Raw genomic sequence first — 18,596 nt, 5'->3', positions numbered from 1 at the left:
GGATCCATGAGCATCGACCGCGCCGCTCTGGCGCACTTCCTCCGCAGCCGCCGGGCGGGTCTGCGCCCGGAGGACGTCGGGCTGGCTGCCGGTGCGCGGCGCCGCGCACCGGGGCTTCGTCGCGAGGAGGTCGCGCAGCTCACCGGGATGTCCGTCGACTACTACACGCGCCTCGAGCAGTCGCGCGGCCCGCAGCCGAGCGATCAGATGCTCGCCGCGCTCGCCCGGGCGCTGCGCCTGACGGCCGACGAGCGCGACTACCTCTTCCGCGTCGCCGGGCACGCGGCTCCCGACCGATTCGACACCGCCACGCACGTCGCGCCGGCCCTGCTGCGGGTGCTGGACCGTCTCGACGACACACCCGCCCTCATCCTGTCCGCGCTGGGGGAGACCCTGGTCGCCAACCGGCTGGGCGTCGCGCTCTTCGGCGACCACGCCGCGCGGTCGGGGTGGGACCGCAGCGACATCCACCGCTGGTTCACCGATCCGGCCGCGCGGGAGATCTACCCCGCCGAGGATCGCGATCGTCAGGCCCGCGCGCTCGTCTCGAACCTGCGCGTCGCGTACGGGGCCATGGGCGAGGCGTCCCGCGCAGGCGAGCTCGTCCGGCTGCTGCACGGCACCAGCCCGGAGTTCGCGGAGATCTGGGATCGGCACGAGGTCGCGCGCCGGTACGCCGACCACAAGACGCTGATCCACCCCGAGCTGGGGGAGATCGAGGTCGACTGCCAGGTGCTCTTCACGGAGGACCAGTCGCAGGCCCTGCTGGTGCTCACCGCCCCGCCGCGCAGCGACGGTGCCGAGAAGCTCCGGCTGCTCGGCGTGCTCGGCACGCAGCGGTTCGCGCGCGTCGGCCCGGAACGCGGCTCCGAACTAGACTGATCGGGTGACCACCGGTTTTGATCTGTACCCCGAGAAGAACGTCGTCGCCATGCGCGTCGACGGTGAGCTGAAGGACCTCGCAGCGGAGGTCTCGGACACGCAGACGACAGAGCCGATCACCATCGACAGCCAGGACGGTCTCAACATCCTGCGCCACTCGACCGCGCACGTGCTCGCGCAGGCGGTGCAGAAGCTGCGCCCCGCCGCGAAGCTCGGCATCGGCCCGTTCATCACCGACGGCTTCTACTACGACTTCGGCGTCGAGGACCCCTTCACGCCGGACGACCTGAAGGCGATCAAGAAGGAGATGCAGCGCATCGTCAAGGATGCGCAGCGCTTCCGTCGCCGCGTCGTCACCGACGACGAGGCCCGCGCCGAGCTCGCCGACGAGCCGTTCAAGCTCGAGCTCATCGGCCTCAAGGGCGGCAAGAAGGAAGCCGCCGAGGGCGCCGGCGTCGAGGTCGGCGAGGGCGAGCTGACGATCTACGACAACATCGACGGACGCACCGGCGAGACCGCCTGGAAGGACCTCTGCCGCGGCCCCCACGTGCCCTCCACCCGCATGGTCGGCAACGGCTGGGACATCGTCCGCGTCGCCGGCGCGTACTGGCGAGGCAGCGAGAAGAACCCTCAGCTGCAGCGCATCTACGGCACGGCATGGCCGACCAAGGACGAGCTGCGCGCCTACCAGGAGCGCCTGGCTGAGGCCGCGCGCCGCGACCACCGCAAGCTCGGCCGCGAGCTCGACCTGTTCTCGTTCCCGGAGGAGATCGGATCCGGCCTCTCGGTCTGGCACCCCAAGGGCGGCATCGTCCGCGGCGAGATGGAGCAGCACCACCGCAAGCGCCACATCGAGGCCGGCTACAGCTACGTCTACACACCGCACATCACGAAGAAGGACCTCTTCGTGACCTCGAACCACCTCGTCACCTACGCCGACGGCATCTGGCCGCCGATCCGCATGGACGAGGAGCGCGACGACGAGGGCAACGTCACCAAGCAGGGCGTGGACTACTACCTGAAGCCCATGAACTGCCCGATGCACATCCTGATCTACAAGGAGCGCGCCCGCAGCTACCGCGATCTTCCGCTGCGTCTCGCCGAGAACGGCACGGTCTACCGCAACGAGCTCTCGGGTGCCCTGCACGGCCTCACCCGCGTGCGTGGCTTCACACAGGACGACGCGCACCTGTTCGTCACGCCCGACCAGCTCGAGGCCGAGACGACCAAGGTGCTCGAGTTCGTGCTGTCGCTGCTCAAGGACTTCGGCCTCACCGATTTCCGGCTCGAGCTGTCGATGCGCGACGACGAGAAGTCGAAGTGGATCGGCGACGAGGAGGTCTGGGCGACCGCGACCGATGCGCTGCGCCGCGTTGCCATGTCGACCGGGCTTCAGCTCATCGAGGAGCCCGGCGAGGCCGCGTTCTACGGCCCCAAGATCGATCTCAAGGTCACCGACGCCATCGGCCGCTCGTGGCAGCTGTCCACGGTCCAGCTCGACTTCAACCTGCCCGAGCGGTTCGAGCTCGAGTTCACCGACCGCGACGGCTCCAAGCAGCGTCCGATCATGATCCACCGCGCGCTGTTCGGCTCGATCGAGCGCTTCTTCGCGATCCTGCTCGAGCACTACGCGGGCGACTTCCCGCTGTGGCTCGCGCCGACCCAGGTGGTGGGCGTGCCGGTCGCCGACGAGTTCGCCGACTACCTCGACGACGTCGTGGATCAGCTGCGCCGCTCGGGTGTGCGTGCCGAGCTCGACCGCTCGGACGACCGCATGCAGAAGAAGATCCGCACGCACACGACCTCCAAGGTCCCGGTGATCCTGATCGCCGGCGACCAGGACCGCACGGCCGGGACGGTCTCGTTCCGCTTCCGCGACGGCTCGCAGCGCAACGGTGTGCCGATCGCCGAGGCCGTTGAGCTCCTGACGCGCGCGGTCGAGGCCAAGACGCTCATCCAGACGGCCGAGGATCTGGCCTGATGTCCGCCGAGCTCGAAGGGGCGGCCGAGTTCGCGGCCGTCCCGGACGAGTTCCAGCGGCTGTGGACGCCGCACCGCATGGCGTACATCGCCGCGGGCGCCGACGTGAACCGCGGCTCGGGATGCCCGTTCTGCGCGGCCCCGGGTCGCGACGACGAGGCGAGTCTCATCGTGCACCGCGGCAAGACGGCGTTTGTGCTGCTCAATCTCTTCCCGTACAACTCGGGCCACCTGCTGGTGTGCCCCTACCGTCACATCGGGCTGTACGACGAGGCGACGGCCGAGGAGGCCGCCGAGATCGCGGCACTGACGCAGACCGCCATGCGGGTGCTGCGCGAGACATCGCGCTGCGACGGCTTCAACATCGGCATGAACCAGGGCCACGTGGCCGGCGCCGGCGTCGAGGAGCACCTGCACCAGCACATCGTTCCGCGCTGGGCGAGCGACGCCAACTTCTTCCCGATCATCGCGAAGACCAAGGCGCTGCCCCAGCTGCTGGGTGACGTGCGGCGCGCGCTCGCGGACGCCTGGCCCGTCTGATCCGTCCGCCCGCCTGACCCCTCAGCGGGCGGCGTCGACCGATGCGGCGAGGTCGGCGACGAGGGCCGAGGCCTCGTCGTCGGTGAGGTCGTGGACCGTGAGGCGCAGGTGCGGGGCGTCCGGCGCGTCCGCGAGGAAGAACTCGTCGCCCGAGCGCGCGAGCCAGCCCCGGCGCTTCAGCTCGGCGGCCACCGGCGCGGTGGGGGCGTCCAGGGGCACCCACAGGCTGAGCCCGTCGCCGGCGGCGGCGTCGATCCCGACCCCCGCCAGGCGGTCGGCGAAGGCGGCGTTGCGCGCGGCGTAGTGCGCGCCCGCGCGGGAGATCAGGTCCTGCGCGGCGGGGTCGGCGAGGATGGCGTGCGTCAGACGCTGGAGGAGGTGGCTCACCCACGTCGTCCCCGAGCTCAGGCGCAGGGCGAGGCGGTCGGCGGTGTGCGGATCGGAGGCGGTCACGGCGAGGCACATGTCGGGGCCGAGGAACTTCGACACCGACCGAACCAGGGCGAACCGACGGTGGTTCGGCCCGACGATCGAGCGGAACGGCTGCTGCGACAGCAGCGAGAAGTGGTCGTCCTCGATGACGAGCACGTAGGGGTGATCGGCCAGCACCGCCCGCAGCTCGGCCGCGCGGCGCTCGGAGAGGCCCGCCCCGGTCGGGTTCTGCGCACGAGGGGTGCAGATGACGGCGCGCACCCCCTGTGCGAGGGCCGCCCGCAGGCCGTCGGTCGTCATCCCCTCGGCGTCGACGGGCACAGGTACGGCGCGGTACCCCGCGAGCCGCACGGTGTGGATGTTCGCCAGCCAGCAGGGGTCCTCGAGGGCGATGGCGTCGTCCCGCGTCAGCGCCTGCGCCAGCAGTCGCTCGACGGCGTCGACCGCGCCGCTGGTGAGCGTGAGTCGAAGGTCGGCCGGTGCGAGATCCGCTGACATCCAGGCGCGCGCGTCGGTCTCGAGCTCCGGATCGATCACCGGCTCGCCGTAGAGGACGGGGCGACCGGCGAGGGAGCCGAGGTATCGGGAGGGATCGGGGATCCACGCGGGATCCGGGTTGCCGGCGCCGATGTCGCGCAGCGGGCGTGACGGATCCGGGTCCGGGGAGGCGAACCCCTCCTGGGCGAAGGGCTCGGGGTGGGCGATGCGGGTGCCCGCGCGCCCGCCGGCGACGACGAGGCCGGAGCGGGCGAGCAGCCCGTATGCGGCCACGGCGGTGTTGCGGTTGACGCCGAGGCTCTCGGCGAGGGCGCGGACCGGGGGGAGCGCATCACCGGGCCGGAGGGCTCCGCGCTCGAGCAGCGAGCGCACGCTGCCGGCGATCTCGGCCGCGGTGCGCCCGGCGATGCTCTCGTGAAGCGTCCCCAGCTCGGTGTCGTCCATCGTCTCGAGTGTAGGTCGGGAAGGTGGTAGTTTTTGGCATAGGTCGAACTTCGGCCTATGCCAAAGCCCGCCCGAGGGCCTGAATCAAGGAGCACGGCCGTGACCGACGCCACGACTTCCACCACCGGCACGGGGCGCATCAAGCGCGGCCTCGCGGACATGATGAAGGGCGGCGTCATCATGGACGTCGTCACGCCCCAGCAGGCGCGCATCGCCGAGGACGCCGGCGCTACGGCCGTCATGGCGCTCGAGCGGGTCCCCGCCGACATCCGTGCCGAGGGCGGTGTGTCGCGCATGAGCGACCCCGACATGATCGACGGGATCATCGCCGCCGTGTCGATCCCCGTGATGGCCAAGGCGCGCATCGGCCACTTCGTCGAGGCGCAGATCCTGCAGGAGCTCGGCGTCGACTACATCGACGAGTCCGAGGTGCTCTCGCCCGCCGACTACGTGAATCACATCGACAAGCAGCGCTTCACGGTGCCGTTCGTGTGCGGGGCGACGAACCTCGGCGAGGCCCTGCGCCGCATCAACGAGGGAGCGGCGATGATCCGCTCCAAGGGCGAGGCCGGGACGGGCGACGTCTCGGAGGCGACCAAGCACATCCGCAAGATCAGCAGCGAGATCAACGCCCTCCGCTCGATGACCAGGGATGAGCTCTACGTCGCGGCCAAGGAGCTGCAGGCGCCGTACGACCTCGTGGCCGAGGTCGCCGAGACCGGCAGCCTGCCGGTGGTGCTCTTCACAGCGGGCGGCGTGGCGACCCCGGCTGATGCCGCGATGATGATGCAGCTCGGCGCGGACGGCGTGTTCGTCGGCTCCGGCATCTTCAAGTCCGGCGACCCCGCCAAGCGGGCCGCCGCGATCGTCAAGGCTGTCACCTTCCACGACGACCCGAAGGTCATCGCCGAGGTGTCGCGCGGACTCGGCGAGGCCATGGTCGGCATCAACGTGTCGGACCTGCCCGCCCCGCACCGCCTCGCGGAGCGCGGCTGGTGACGAGCGCGGCCGCCGGGGCGCGTGTCGGCGTCCTGGCGCTGCAGGGTGATGTGCGCGAGCACATGACCGCGCTGACGACGCTCGGTGCGGAGGCCTCGCTTGTGCGACGGCCGTCCGAGCTGGCCTCGGTGGACGCTCTGGTGCTGCCCGGCGGCGAGTCGAGTGTGATCGACAAGCTCGCGCGCGCCTTCGGGCTCCAGGAGCCCATCCGCGACGCGATCGCGGCAGGGCTGCCCGTGTACGGGACCTGCGCCGGGCTGATCCTGCTCGCCGACCGGATCAGCGGCGCGATCGAGGGTCAGGAGACGTTCGGCGGGCTCGACGTCACCGTGCGTCGCAACGCGTTCGGCGGGCAGGTCGAGTCGTTCGAGACCGACCTCGTCGCGCCGGAGATCGACGGCGGGCCCGTGCACGCGGCGTTCATCCGCGCCCCCCTCATCGAGCAGGTCGGACCGCTGGCGCGCCCCCTCGCGGCTCTGCCGGACGGCGGCGTCGTCGCGGTCGCGCAGGGCAACGTCATCGGCACGGCGTTCCATCCGGAGGTGACCGGCGACCTGCGGTTCCACCGGATGCTGCTCGAGCGGGTCGCCGCGCGCGCCGCGTGAGCCCGGATGCCGGACCGGGCCGGGACCCTGATGGATCCCGGCCCGGTTCGGTGTCTCGGCGGACTCAGCGCACCTGGCGCACCTCGAACTCCATCCGCGGGTTCGCGTAGTGCTCCTGAGCCTCGACCAGCTGCAGCTCGCGATCGCCCGAGGCGAGGGTCTGCTCGAGCAGACCGAAGACGCTGGACGCGGTGCGTGCGAGGGCGTCGGCCGCCGAACCCGTCGCCGTGTAGTGGGCGGTGAACAGCGCGGCCGTCACATCTCCCGATCCGTTCGCCTTGAACGGCAGGCGCGGCGTCGCCACGATCCAGGCGCCCGTGTCGTCGGCGGCAAGCATCTCGAGCGTGCCGTCGGCGTTGTCGGGCCGCTCGACGCTGGTGACGAGAACCGTCCGCGGCCCCATCTCGTGGGCGCGGTCCACCGAGTCGAGGGTGGAGGCGAGGTCGGCGGGCTCCGTGCCGGTCAGGTAGCCGAGCTCGAACTGGTTCGGCGTGATGATGTCGGCCACCGGCACGACCTTGTCGCGCAGCAGGACGGGGATCTCGGGAGCCACGAAGCACCCCGACTTCGCGTTGCCCATCACCGGGTCGCACGCGTAGAGCGCGGACGGGTTGGCCGCCTTGACGCGGGCGACCGCGTCGACGATGACGTCGGCGATGCCCACGCCGCCCTGGTAGCCCGAGAGCACCGCGTCGATCTGCGGGAAGGCGCCGCGCTCCTCGATCCCGGTGATGACCTCGCGCACGTCGTCCGGCGCGATGAGCGGCCCGCGCCACGCGCCGTACCCCGTGTGGTTCGAGAAGTTCACGGTGTAGACCGGCAGCACCTCGACGCCGATGCGCTGCAGCGGGAACACCGCAGCCGAGTTGCCGACGTGCCCGTACGCCACCGCCGACTGGATGGAGAGGATCTTCATCCTTCGATCCTCGCACCGATCGCGTAGTCGATCGGGGGCATTCGGTGCTGGAATGGGGCACATGTCGGGGTCGGAGCGCGGGAGATGGGTGTGGGGCGCCGTCGCGCTTGTGCTCGTCGGCGCTCTCGCGGGCGCCTCCGCGGCGATGTGGGGCGGGGATCGCGGCGTGATCCCGCGCGAGGCGGCGGCGGTCGAACGGCCGATGCCGACACCGACTCGCACGTCGACCCCCACGCCCACGCCGGTGGGCGCACCGGCCGACACCACGGCATACGATCTCGGAACCCTCCCCGCCGTGGACGTGTTCGCGGTGCTGCCCGCGCTGCCGGTCGACGACGACCCGTTCGGTCCGCTGACCGGGCTCGTGGCGCAGCCCGGCGCGGCGGGGGCCCCGGTGTTCGCGACCGAGGGGGGCGAACCCGTCGCGCGCCTCGCGCACGAGCAGACGTACGGGGGCACCGTGGTGCCCGTGATCACGCGACACGACCACTGGGTGCGGGTGCTGCTCGTCGGACGCCAGGGGGTGCCGGGATCCGGGGACCCCCGCCAGGTCACCGGCTGGATGCGGGCGGCCGATGTGACGCTGACGGCCGACCCGCAGCGGGTCGAGGTGGATCTGTCCGATCGCACCTTCGCCATCGTGACCACGCCGGACGCTTCGGCGGACGGATCGGTCGCGCCCGAGACGTCGACGCTCGTCGCGACCGATTTCGGCTCCGGCGCACCGGGCACCCCCACGCCCCTGGGGCGCGCGTTCCTCATGTTCGAGGATGTGGTGCCGCAGTACGCCTACACCCGAGGCCACCCGCTCGTGTACCTGTCCGTGCAGTCGCCGACCCTGGCGGGCTTCGGGGGGCAGTCCGTGGCGGTGACGGCGTTCCACTACCACGACGCCCGCAGCGGTGCGATCTCGAACGGCTGCCTGCGAGTGTCGGCCGAGGCGATCGGCCCGCTCAGCGATCTGGCGCCCGGGACGCCGGTCTACATCCGCGAATGACCCCGCCGTCGCCGCGCCGACGATTCTTCTAGACTGTTCCGAGGCCCTCGAGCACGCGCGAGCGGTGCGCGGGCCACGATCATCAGAGCGGGAGAGTCATGTCAGGTCATTCCAAGTGGGCCACGACCAAGCACAAGAAGGCGGTCATCGACGCCCGTCGTGCCAAGTCGTGGGCGAAGCTGATCAAGAACATCGAGGTCGCGGCGCGCATCGGGGGCCCCGATGAGGCGGGCAACCCGACGCTGTTCGACGCCGTCCTCAAGGCGAAGAAGACCTCGGTCCCGAAGGACAACATCGATCGCGCCATCAAGCGCGGCGCGGGCATCGGCGGCGAGGCCGTCGACTACACGACGATCATGTACGAGTGCTACGCCCCCGGCGGCGTGGCGATGCTCATCGAGTGTCTGACCGACAACAAGAACCGCGCGGCCGCCGAGGTGCGCACCGCGGTCACCCGCAACGGCGGCAACATGGCCGACCCGGGCTCGGTGTCGTTCAACTTCGAGCGCAAGGGCGTCATCGTCGTCTCCGGCGAGGGCGCGTCGGAGGACGACGTCATGATGGCGGCCCTCGAGGCCGGTGCGCTCGAGGTCGAGCCGCACCCCCAGGGCTTCGAGATCATCACCGAGGCCAGCGACCTCGTGGCGGTGCGCACCGCGCTGCAGGAGGCCGGGCTCGACTACGAGTCGGCGGACGCCGAGTTCGTGGCGGGGGTCAAGGTCCCCGTCGACGCCGAGGCCGCGCGCAAGGTGTTCAAGCTGATCGACGCCCTCGAGGACAGCGACGACGTGCAGAACGTCTTCACCAACATCGAGCTGTCGCCCGAGGTGCAGGCCGAGCTCGAGACGGACGACGAGTAAGCGCGAGCAGGCGCACAGCGGCGCCCCATCCGGTGATCCGGGTGGGGCGCCGCTGTGCGGGCGCTACGGTGGGCGCGTGCGCGACGACTTAGAGGTGCTGACCGGCGGCAATGTGACGCCCGTCGTCCGGATCGGCGACACGGTGCGGCGCGAGACGGGCCCGTGGACCCCGGCCGTGCATGCCCTGCTGGCGGCGTGCGACGCCGCCGGCGTCGCGGGCGTCCCCCGGGCGCGGGGCGTGGACGAGGCGGGAAGGGAGATCCTCACCTTCGTCGAGGGCGACATGCTCGTCGCGTGCGACGCGCTCTGGTCGCGTGAGGCCCTTCGCTGCGCGGCGCGGCTGCTGCGCCGGATCCACGATGCCGGCGCCGAGCTCGCCGCTGCGCCGCTGCGGTGGCGCGCGGCCACGCACGAGCCGGTCGAGGTCGTCTGTCACAACGACTTCGCGCCCTACAACCTCGTGCTCGCGCCCGACGGATCCCTCGGCGCGATCGACTTCGACTTCGCCTCTCCCGGCCCCCGGGTCTGGGACGTGGCATACCTCGCGTATCGGATCGCGCCGCTGGCGGAGGACGCGGCGGGGCTCGATCCTGCGCGGCACGGGTCGCCGGAGGACCGGATCCGCGAGCTGGTCGAGGCGTACGGGGCCGCCTGGTCGATCGACGAGGTGCGGAGGGTCGCGGCGGAGCGGCTGGACGAGCTCGCCGCCTTCACCGACGCGCGCGCGGCCGAGACCGGCCGCGACGACTTCGTCGCCCACGCCGCGATGTACCGCCGAGACGCCTCTCGCCTCCGCCGCTGAATCGCCCCGACGCCGATCGCCCGACGGGGTGGGCCGGCACCCGCGGGGCGGACGCCGCCGCGAGCGGCGCACGCATACGCTGGCGAGGTGAGCACTCTGCGCGTCCTCGGCATCGACCCCGGCCTGACCCGGTGCGGCGTCGGCGTGGTGGACGTCGCCCGCAACCGCACCGCCTCGCTCGTGCATGTGGGCGTGGTGCGGTCGACCCCGGACATGCCCATCGCCGAGCGGCTCGCGGCGATCGCCCGGGGGATCCGCGAGGTCCTCGACCTGACGCAGCCCCACGTCGTGGCCGTCGAGCGCGTGTTCGCGCAGCAGAACCTGCACTCCGTGACCGGCACGGCGCAGGCCAGCGGCGTGGCGCTGATGCTCGCCGGGGAGCGCGGCATCCCCGCCGCCACGCACACCCCGAGCGAGGTGAAGGCCGCGGTCACGGGCTACGGCGCGGCCGACAAGCTCCAGGTGCAGTCGATGATCCAGCGCGTCCTGCGGCTGGACGCGCTGCCTCAGCCTCCCGACGCGGCCGATGCGCTGGCGATCGCCCTGTGCCATGCGTGGGGCGGGGGAGTCTCGGCGCAGGCGCACGGGGCCGACACGTCTCTGACGCCGGCCCAGCGGGCCTGGGCGGAGGCCGAGAAGCGCTCCCGCGGCACGCGTGTCGCTCGAACATAGGTGCGAACGGCCCCGTAGGCTGTCGGCATGATCTCCTCCCTGCGCGGCACCGTCCTGCACGCGGCCGCCGACAGCATGATCGTCGAGGTCGGGGGAGTCGGCTTCTCGGTCGCGGTCCCGCCGGATGTGGCGCGCACGGCGCGCGTCGGCGAGACGATCGCTCTCCACACGAACCTCATCGTCCGCGAGGACGCGCTGTCGCTCTTCGGCTTCGCCACGCGTGACGAGCTGGACGTGTTCGGCATCCTGCTCGCGGTGTCGGGGGTGGGCCCGAAGTCGGCGCTCGGAGTGCTCGCCGCACTGACCGTGGACCAGATCTCGGCAGCCGTCGCGGCGGAGGACGACGCCCCGTTCCGCCGGGTGTCGGGCATCGGCCCGAAGACCGCGAAGCTCATCGTCCTGCAGCTGCAGGGCAAGCTGGCGCCGCCGGCCCCCGCCGCGGCCGTGAAGGCCCCGACCGACGTCGCCGCCAGCGTGGTGCAGGCGGTGGCGGGGCTCGGATGGCCCGAACGCGTCGCCGGGGACGCGGTGGCGCAGGCCGCCGAGGGCGCCTCCGACGCCGACCGCGCCTCCGTCCAGGCGCTGCTGCGCCTGACGCTCGCCCTGCTGGGCCCCGCGAAGCAGGCAGCGCGTGGCTGACGACGACATCACGAACGCCGAGCCGCTCGACGAGGTGGAGCTCGCCATCGAGGGCGCCCTGCGCCCCGCGACCCTCGCCGAGTTCGTCGGCCAGCAGAAGGTGCGCGGGCAACTCCAGCTGCTGCTCGACGCCGCCCGCATCCAGTCGCGCCCCGCCGACCACATCCTGCTCGCGGGCCCGCCGGGCCTCGGCAAGACCACGCTCGCGATGATCGTGGCGCAGGAGAGCGACCGGCCGCTGCGCATGTCCAGCGGCCCGGCCATCCAGCACGCCGGCGACCTGGCGGCGCTGCTGTCGAGCCTGACCCCGGGCGAGGTCCTCTTCATCGACGAGATCCACCGCATGGCGCGCTCCGCCGAGGAGATGCTGTACCTCGCGATGGAGGACTTCCGGATCGACATCATGGTCGGCAAGGGCGCCGGTGCCACGAGCATCCCGCTCGATCTCGCCCCGTTCACGCTCGTCGGCGCGACGACGCGATCGGGAATGCTGCCGAACCCGCTGCGCGACCGCTTCGGCTTCACCGCCCACCTCGAGTACTACGAAGCCGAGGAGCTGGAGCGAGTGGTGGGGCGGTCGGCCTCCGTCCTCGGTGTCGGGCTCGGCGCGCAGCAGCGGGCCGAGATCGCCCGGCGCTCCCGCGGCACCCCGCGCATCGCGAACCGCCTGCTGCGCCGGGTGCGCGACTACGCGCTGGTGCACGCGGGCGGCGCGGACGCGGGGATCGCGGAGGTGCGCGCCGCGCTCGAGCTCTACGACGTCGACGCCATCGGCCTCGACCGCCTCGACCGCGCCGTCCTCGATGCGCTGGTGCGCCGCTTCCGCGGCGGCCCGGTCGGGCTCTCGACTCTGGCCGTGACCGTGGGCGAGGAGCCGGACACCGTCGAGAGCGTCGTCGAGCCGTACCTCGTGCGCATCGGATTCATGGCGCGCACGCCCCGCGGCCGCGTCGCCACCCCCGAGGCCTACGCGCATCTCGGGGTGCCGGCGCCTGACGGGGCGCTCGATTTCCGATGACCTATACTCACTGAAGGTCTGGCGGTATCCGCCGCATCCCCCACTTCGCGCCGATGACGGCGTGCGCCCATCGAAAGGCTCAGCTGCCCCATGGATCCGAACCTCCTGCTTCTCGTCGTCTTCGTCGTGCTGATCGGATGGATGTTCTTCTCGTCCCGCCGCAACCGCGCGAAGCAGAAGGAGGCGGCTGAGCTCAAGGCGACGCAGCTGGTTCCCGGCGCGCGCGTCATGACCCGCTCGGGCCTGTTCGGCACGCTCGTCGCCTACGACAAGGACGACCTGTCCAAGCCGACCCAGATCGAGATCGCCCCCGGCGTCATCGTCGAGGTCCACTCGCAGGCCGTCGACCTCGCCCCGGATGCCGCCGTCGCCGTCGCCGACGCCGACACGACCGACGAGACGGACGAGACCCCCGCGGCCGCGATCGTCGACGCGCCGGAGACGAGCGCCGCCACGGTCGTCGAGCCCACGCCGGCCCCCGAGGCCGAGACGAAGAGCTCCACCGAGTTCGGGACGCCCGACTACAAGCTCCCCGAGATCGACTTCGGAACCGACAAGGGCGCCGACAAGAAGGACTGAGCCTCCGGCTCGTCTCCGTCCCCTCTCTCGCAGCAGAAAGCTGAGCCGCTCGTGGCGACATCGACTCCTGCGCGCCGTGCCTGGCGCGTCCTGACCGGCCTGCTGGTCATCACCGCCGTGCTCTTCGGCGCCAACGCGCTCGGTGTGCACGTCTTCAAGGGCGGCACCTGGGTGCCGGAGCTCGCGCTCGACCTCCAGGGCGGCACGCAGATCATCCTCGAGGCGCAGACCGCCGACGGGGAGCCCTCCGCCGAGCAGATGACGCAGGCCGTCGCCATCATCCGCCAGCGTGTCGACGCCTCGGGCGTCGGCGAGTCGGAGATCTCGACGCAGGGCGCGAAGAACATCGTTGTGCAGATCCCCGGAAACGCCGACGAGCAGACCCGCGAGCGGATCCAGCAGAGCGCGCAGCTCGAGCTGCGCGCGGTGATCTACGCCTCGGCGCCGACGAACACGTTCGTCGGCGAGGACGGCGAGGAGACGCCGTACCCCACGCCGGACGCGACGCTCAATGCGCAGCCGACCGCCGAGCCCTCTAATGGGTCGGACCCGGCGTGGGTGACCGACAAGCTCTGGGCGCAGTTCAACGCCTACAGCTGCGATGACGAGACCAACGACCCGTCATCGGCCCCGGCGGACCAGCCGCTGATCACCTGCGACACGGCGAACAGCGCGAAGTACATCCTCGGCCCGGTCGAGATGGACGGATCCTCCGTCGACAACGCCACGAACGGCATGGACCCCCAGAACGGCACCTGGAGCGTCAACCTCCAGTTCGACTCCGAGGGCGCCAAGACCTTCGGCGAGATCAGCGAGCGCCTCTACGGTGCTCAGGCCCCGATGAACCAGTTCGCCTTCGTGCTCGACGGCAAGATCATCTCGGCGCCGTCGATGAACGCGGTCATCACCGACGGCCGCCCGAGCATCTCGGGTGGCGGCATCGACCAGGACACGTCGAAGGTGCTGGCCGACCAGCTCAAGTTCGGCGCGCTGCCGCTCAGCTTCGAGGTCGTCAGCTCCGACACCATCTCGGCGACCCTCGGCTCGCAGCAGCTCCAGAGCGGTCTGATCGCCGGCCTCATCGGTCTCGCGCTCGTCGCCCTCTACGTGGTGCTCATCAGCTACCGCGCGCTCGGCTTCGTGATCATCGCCTCACTGCTCGTGATGGGCGTGCTGACGTACATCCTGCTGTGCCTGCTGTCGTGGCGCATGGGCTACCGCCTCTCCCTCGCGGGCGTCGCGGGCCTCATCGTGACCATCGGCTTCACGGCCGACTCGTTCATCGTGTACTTCGAACGCATCCGCGATGAGCTGCGCGACGGCAAGGCCATCACCGTCGCCGTCGAGGACGGCTGGGCTCGCGCGAAGCGGACGATCTACATCTCGAAGTCGATCAACATCCTGGCCGCCGTGGTGCTCTACATCCTCGCCGACGCCACCGTGAAGGGCTTCGCGTTCACGCTGGGTCTGACCACGGTGCTCGACATCCTCATCTTCGTGATCTTCACCCACCCCGTGATGCAGATCCTCGTTCGCAGGCCGTTCTTCGCGTCCGGTCACCGGCTGTCGGGGCTCGACCCCGCCGCGCTCGGCGCCGTGCACCGCGGGCGCTCGGCCTTCCGCACCCCGGTCGCCACGGGCGCGCGCGTGCAGCGCTCGCGCGGCGAGGCGGAGCGCCGTCAGACCATCGCCGAGCGCAAGGCCGCCGAAGCCGCGGCCCTGCAGAACGCATCCGACAAGGGCGCCCCGCGCGCCGAGGGGGAGAACGCCTGATGCGCTCCATGACCGAGTTGGGCAACGACCTCTACACGGGCAAGGCCTCCTTCCCGTTCGTCGGACGCCGTCGCAGCTGGTTCATCGTCGCGATCGTGCTGGTCGTGCTGTCGGCCGTCGCGCCGTTCCTGCGCGGCGTCGAGTTCTCGATCGAGTTCACCGGCGGCTCGCAGTTCCTCGTCTCGGCGCCCGCGTCGACCGATCAGGGGCTCGCGAGCTCGGCGGTCGAGGAGGTCGTCCCGGGCACCACGACCAAGGTGACGACGATCAGCAACCGCGACATCCGCGTGCAGACGTCGCAGCTCGATGACGCCGAGACCCACGCCGTCACGTCGGCGCTGGCCGAGGCCTATGACGTCGACGCCGAGGAGATCACGGCGTCGTTCATCGGCCCGACCTGGGGTCAGGACGTCACCCGGCAGTCGCTGTGGGGCCTGGCGATCTTCCTCGCGCTGACGTTCCTGATCCTGGCGATCTACTTCCGCACCTGGAAGATGTCGGCGGCCGCGATCATCGGCCTGCTCGACGTGCTGATCGTCACGGTGGGCATCTACTCGCTCTGCGGGTTCGAGATCTCGCCGGCGGCCGTCATCGGCTTCCTGACGATCCTCGCCTATTCGCTCTACGACACCACCGTCGTGTTCGACAAGATCCGCGAGAACACCGTCGAGGACGCCGAGGTCACCGGGCGCACGTTCGGCGAGTCGGTCAACCTCGCGGTGAACCAGACCCTGGTGCGCTCGATCAACACCTCCGTCGTGGCGGCGCTTCCGGTGGCGGCGATCCTGTTCATCGGATCGTTCGTGCTGGGCGCCGAGACCCTGTCGGACATCTCGCTGGCGATCTTCGTCGGCATCATCGTGGCGACCTACTCGACGCTGTTCGTCGCCGCCCCGCTCTACTCGCTGTTCCGTGAGAACGAGCCGGCGATCCGCACGGCTGACGAGCGCGTGCTCGCCGCGCGCGCGGCCTGAGCTGCAGACATCCGTGCATCCGCGGCGCCGGGGGCCTCGACGAGGCACCCGGCGCCGCGGCGTAGAATCGCATAACCCTCTTCGCGAGGGTTCGATCGTGGGAGGGGTCAGGACATGGCCGAATCGGTGACGTCCCAGACGCCCAGTCTGCGCCGCCTGGTGCCGCGCATCTTCTCGCGCGCCGCCCGGCACGCCGACCTCACGCGTCTCATCACCACCGTGCGCGCGAACCACCCGCGCGGCGACATGGCGATCGTCGAGAAGGCCTACGCCGTCGCCGACGAGAAGCACCGGGGCCAGAAGCGCCAGAGCGGCGAGCCGTACATCACGCACCCGCTCGCCGTCGCGCAGATCCTGGCCGACCTCGGTCTCGGCCCTCGTGCCATAGCCGCCGCGCTGCTGCACGACACCGTCGAGGACACCGGCTACCCGCTCGACGAGCTGCGGGCCGAGTTCGGCGACGAGGTGGCCCTGCTCGTCGACGGCGTCACCAAGCTCGACAAGGTCAAGTACGGCGAGAGCGCGCAGGCCGAGACGGTCCGCAAGATGATCGTCGCGATGTCCAAGGACATCCGCGTGCTCGTCATCAAGCTCGCCGACCGCCTCCACAACGCCCGCACGTGGGGGTTCGTCCCCTCGGAGAAGGCGGCCAAGAAGGCCACCGAGACGCTCGAGATCTACGCCCCGCTTGCGCACCGACTCGGTATCCAGACGATCAAGTCCGAGCTCGAGGACCTGTCATTCGCGGTGCTGCACCCGAAGATCTACAACGAGATCGACAGCCTCGTGAAGCAGCGCACCCCCCAGCGCGAGCAGTACGTGCAGAACGTCATCGCCGACGTGAACCGCGATCTGCACGAGCTGCGCATCCGCGGCTCGGTCGCCGGGCGTCCGAAGCAGCTGTACTCCGTGTACCAGAAGATGGTGGTGCGGGGACGCGAGTTCGACGACATCTACGACCTCATCGGCATCCGCGTCATCGTGGGCACGGTGCGCGACTGCTACGCGGTGCTGGGCTCGATCCACGCCCGGTGGCGCCCGCTGCCCGGCCGGTTCAAGGACTACATCGCCACACCGAAGTTCAACCTGTACCGGTCGCTGCACACCACGGTGATCGGCCCCGGCGGCCGCACCGTCGAGATCCAGATCCGCACCCAGGAGATGCACCAGCAGGCCGAGTTCGGTGTCGCGGCGCACTGGAAGTACAAGGAGCGGATGGCCGGCGGCAAGGCCACCGCCGACGACACCAAGTCGATCGACACCGACATGGCGTGGCTCGCCCGCATCTCGGACTGGGAGTCGGAGACGAAGGATCCGGGCGAGTTCCTCGATTCGCTTCGCTTCGAGATCGGCGCCAAGGACGTCTACGTCTTCACCCCGAAGGGCCGCGTCATCGGCCTGCCCTCGGGCGCCACGCCCGTCGACTTCGCCTACGCGGTGCACACCGAGATCGGCCATCGCACGATGGGCGCCAAGGTGAACGGCCGGCTCGTGCCGCTCGAGAGCCGACTCAACTCGGGCGACGTGGTCGAGGTGTTCACCTCGAAGAACCCGGACGCGAGCCCGAGCCAGGACTGGCTGACCTTCGTCAAGAGCACCCGCGCGCGCAACAAGATCCGCGGCTGGTTCACGAAGGAGCGCCGCGAGGAGGCGATCGAGCAGGGCAAGGACGCGATCGTCCGCGCCATGCGCCGCCACCACCTGCCGATCCAGCGCCTGAAGGACTCGCTGCAGGAGGTCGCCGACCTCATGCACTACGAGGACGTCTCGGCGCTGTACGCCGCGGTTGGCGAGGGACACATCTCGTCGCAGCACGTGCTCGAGAAGGTGACCGCGGTCATCCACTCCAACGTCGAGCCGACGACCGCCCAGGTCGAGCTGCCGCCCACCGTCAGCCAGCGCGCGCCGCGCAGCGGCGATTCGGGTGTGCTGGTGCGCGGGGCCGATGACATCCTCGTCAAGCTCGCGAAGTGCTGCACCCCGGTGCCGGGGGACGAGATCGTCGGCTTCATCACACGCGGCAGCGGCGTCTCGATCCACCGGGCCGACTGCACGAACGTCCAGTCGCTGAAGAACGACCCCGAGCGGATGATCGACGTCACCTGGGCGCCGACCGCCAAGAGCGTCTTCCTGGTGCACATCCAGGTCGAGGCGCTCGATCGCTCCGGCCTGCTCTCTGACGTCACGCGCGTGCTCAGCGAGCACCACGTGAACATCCTCTCGGCGACGGTCACCACAACGAAGGAGCGCCTCGCGCTCAGCCGCTTCGTGTTCGAGATGGGCGACGCCGTGCACCTGGATCGTGTGCTCAACGCCGTCCGCCGCATCGACGGCGTCTACGACGTCTACCGCGTGACGTCGTCCTGAGAGGCCGGATCGTCTGATGCCAGCTCGGCGAGGAACGCGAGCGCGCGCTGACGGCCGGGAAAGCGCAGATGCGCGTGCAGCCACGCCGTCGCCTCCTCGGCGAGGTCGGCTGTGGTGAGCCTGCGGGCCGCACGCGCCGCGGCCGGATCCGCGGACTCGCGCGCGAGCTCGACGAGCGTGCGTACGGGCGTCGCGACGCGGACACCGCCGAGGACGACGGTGTCGGCCTCGGCGATCGGGGTGTCGCGGAAGCGGATGTCGTGTCGGACCGGGCGGGACACGCCGGCGGCCCCGCGCTGGATGTGATGCACGGCCGGCGGCAGCCCTGCCGCCCCGTGCACCCACGCCGCCGAGAGGCCGATCGCGACCAGCCGTGTCCCGAGGATCGGGCGGAGACTCGCCGCGCGGACGGCGGCGGTCTCGAGCCCGTCGGCGGCCGTGTATCCGTCGCCGATCGCCACGAGCTCGCCGTCGAGGCGCGCGGCCGACAGCTCGGCGGGGGATAGCAGGTCATGGGCGAAGTGGACGAGAGCCATGCCGTCATCGTGCCGGGAAACGCGAGGGGCGCGTGGCCCGGTGTGGATAACCGGTGCCACGCGCCCCTGGGCGTGTGCGGGTG

18 protein-coding genes are annotated in these 18,596 nt (G+C 70.9%); 15 read left to right on the top strand and 3 right to left on the bottom strand.

Translation table 11 applies throughout. The annotated features are described in order from the left end of the window. The first annotated feature begins 12 nt into the window (after positions 1–12). Genes ACOKGD_RS08205 through ACOKGD_RS08195 form a run of 3 tightly spaced genes read left to right on the top strand, consistent with a single transcriptional unit; the run spans position 13 to position 3,402 of the window. Entirely contained in the window at positions 13–882 is an 870-nt protein-coding gene (locus ACOKGD_RS08205) for a helix-turn-helix transcriptional regulator (RefSeq protein ID WP_342335507.1), read from the top strand. A gap of 49 nt (positions 883–931) precedes the next feature. Continuing rightward, the gene (gene thrS / locus ACOKGD_RS08200) at positions 932–2,863 is read left to right on the top strand and encodes a threonine--tRNA ligase (RefSeq protein WP_342335508.1); all 1,932 of its coding nucleotides are present in this window, start codon (positions 932–934) and stop codon (positions 2,861–2,863) included. Beyond that, entirely contained in the window at positions 2,863–3,402 is a 540-nt protein-coding gene (locus tag ACOKGD_RS08195) for an HIT family protein (RefSeq protein ID WP_342334662.1), read from the top strand. The genes thrS and ACOKGD_RS08195 overlap by 1 nt, the downstream gene beginning before the upstream one ends. Positions 3,403–3,423: 21 nt before the next feature. Here ACOKGD_RS08195 and ACOKGD_RS08190 read toward each other — a convergent pair whose 3' ends face one another. Next, positions 3,424–4,776, bottom strand: coding sequence for an aminotransferase class I/II-fold pyridoxal phosphate-dependent enzyme (locus tag ACOKGD_RS08190; protein ID WP_342334663.1), 1,353 nt, complete (start codon positions 4,774–4,776; stop codon positions 3,424–3,426). Between the two features lie 57 nt (positions 4,777–4,833). Here ACOKGD_RS08190 and pdxS point away from each other — a divergent pair, with 57 nt between their 5' ends. Together pdxS and pdxT are read left to right on the top strand one after the other, a co-directional pair. After that, a complete protein-coding gene (pdxS, locus tag ACOKGD_RS08185; RefSeq protein WP_342334664.1) occupies positions 4,834–5,775 on the top strand; it encodes a pyridoxal 5'-phosphate synthase lyase subunit PdxS in 942 nt (313 codons plus the stop codon). Then, positions 5,769–6,380, top strand: coding sequence for a pyridoxal 5'-phosphate synthase glutaminase subunit PdxT (gene pdxT / locus ACOKGD_RS08180; protein ID WP_421355119.1), 612 nt, complete (start codon positions 5,769–5,771; stop codon positions 6,378–6,380). Before pdxS ends, pdxT begins: the two co-directional genes overlap by 7 nt. A gap of 64 nt (positions 6,381–6,444) precedes the next feature. Here the strand turns inward: pdxT and pdxY are convergent, their stop codons facing one another. Continuing rightward, on the bottom strand, positions 6,445–7,296 hold the full coding sequence (gene pdxY, locus ACOKGD_RS08175) for a pyridoxal kinase PdxY (RefSeq protein WP_342334666.1): 852 nt from the start codon (positions 7,294–7,296) through the stop codon (positions 6,445–6,447). A gap of 61 nt (positions 7,297–7,357) precedes the next feature. On the opposite strand from pdxY, the gene ACOKGD_RS08170 reads away from it, so the two are divergent. The 10 genes from ACOKGD_RS08170 to ACOKGD_RS08125 all read left to right on the top strand — a co-directional run bounded on the left by ACOKGD_RS08170 (position 7,358) and on the right by ACOKGD_RS08125 (position 17,977). Further along, positions 7,358–8,293, top strand: a complete 936-nt coding sequence (locus tag ACOKGD_RS08170; RefSeq protein ID WP_342334667.1) for a L,D-transpeptidase — start codon at positions 7,358–7,360, stop codon at positions 8,291–8,293. A gap of 98 nt (positions 8,294–8,391) precedes the next feature. Further along, positions 8,392–9,153 (top strand): YebC/PmpR family DNA-binding transcriptional regulator, encoded by a 762-nt coding sequence (locus ACOKGD_RS08165; protein ID WP_342334668.1) that lies wholly within the window; start codon positions 8,392–8,394, stop codon positions 9,151–9,153. A gap of 76 nt (positions 9,154–9,229) precedes the next feature. Beyond that, a complete protein-coding gene (locus tag ACOKGD_RS08160; RefSeq protein ID WP_342334669.1) occupies positions 9,230–9,955 on the top strand; it encodes a phosphotransferase in 726 nt (241 codons plus the stop codon). Positions 9,956–10,042: 87 nt separating this feature from the next. Beyond that, entirely contained in the window at positions 10,043–10,627 is a 585-nt protein-coding gene (ruvC, locus tag ACOKGD_RS08155) for a crossover junction endodeoxyribonuclease RuvC (RefSeq protein WP_342334670.1), read from the top strand. A 27-nt stretch (positions 10,628–10,654) separates the two neighbouring features. Beyond that, a complete protein-coding gene (ruvA, locus tag ACOKGD_RS08150) occupies positions 10,655–11,266 on the top strand; it encodes a Holliday junction branch migration protein RuvA (RefSeq protein WP_342334671.1) in 612 nt (203 codons plus the stop codon). After that, positions 11,259–12,284, top strand: coding sequence for a Holliday junction branch migration DNA helicase RuvB (ruvB, locus tag ACOKGD_RS08145; protein WP_342334672.1), 1,026 nt, complete (start codon positions 11,259–11,261; stop codon positions 12,282–12,284). The genes ruvA and ruvB overlap by 8 nt, the downstream gene beginning before the upstream one ends. Before the next feature lie 90 nt (positions 12,285–12,374). Beyond that, positions 12,375–12,863 (top strand): preprotein translocase subunit YajC, encoded by a 489-nt coding sequence (locus ACOKGD_RS08140; RefSeq protein ID WP_342334673.1) that lies wholly within the window; start codon positions 12,375–12,377, stop codon positions 12,861–12,863. A 51-nt stretch (positions 12,864–12,914) separates the two neighbouring features. Next, a complete protein-coding gene (secD, locus tag ACOKGD_RS08135) occupies positions 12,915–14,636 on the top strand; it encodes a protein translocase subunit SecD (protein WP_342334674.1) in 1,722 nt (573 codons plus the stop codon). After that, positions 14,636–15,610 carry a protein translocase subunit SecF gene (gene secF / locus ACOKGD_RS08130; protein ID WP_342334675.1) on the top strand — a complete coding sequence of 325 codons (975 nt, stop codon included), beginning with the start codon at positions 14,636–14,638 and terminating at the stop codon, positions 15,608–15,610. The genes secD and secF overlap by 1 nt, the downstream gene beginning before the upstream one ends. A gap of 114 nt (positions 15,611–15,724) precedes the next feature. After that, positions 15,725–17,977: a RelA/SpoT family protein gene (locus tag ACOKGD_RS08125; protein WP_342334676.1), complete on the top strand. Its 2,253-nt coding sequence runs from the start codon at positions 15,725–15,727 to the stop codon at positions 17,975–17,977. Here the strand turns inward: ACOKGD_RS08125 and ACOKGD_RS08120 are convergent. Beyond that, complete coding sequence (locus ACOKGD_RS08120) at positions 17,956–18,513, bottom strand: hypothetical protein (protein ID WP_342334677.1); 558 nt, start codon at positions 18,511–18,513, stop codon at positions 17,956–17,958. The genes ACOKGD_RS08125 and ACOKGD_RS08120 overlap by 22 nt on opposite strands. Between the last annotated feature and the right edge of the window lie 83 nt (positions 18,514–18,596).

The organism is Microbacterium phosphatis, assembly GCF_049177115.1.
Classification (GTDB): Bacteria; Actinomycetota; Actinomycetes; order Actinomycetales; family Microbacteriaceae; genus Microbacterium; species Microbacterium phosphatis.
The sequence above is the reverse complement of the archived record's forward strand: the minus strand, read 5'-3'. Positions and strand labels throughout refer to the sequence as shown.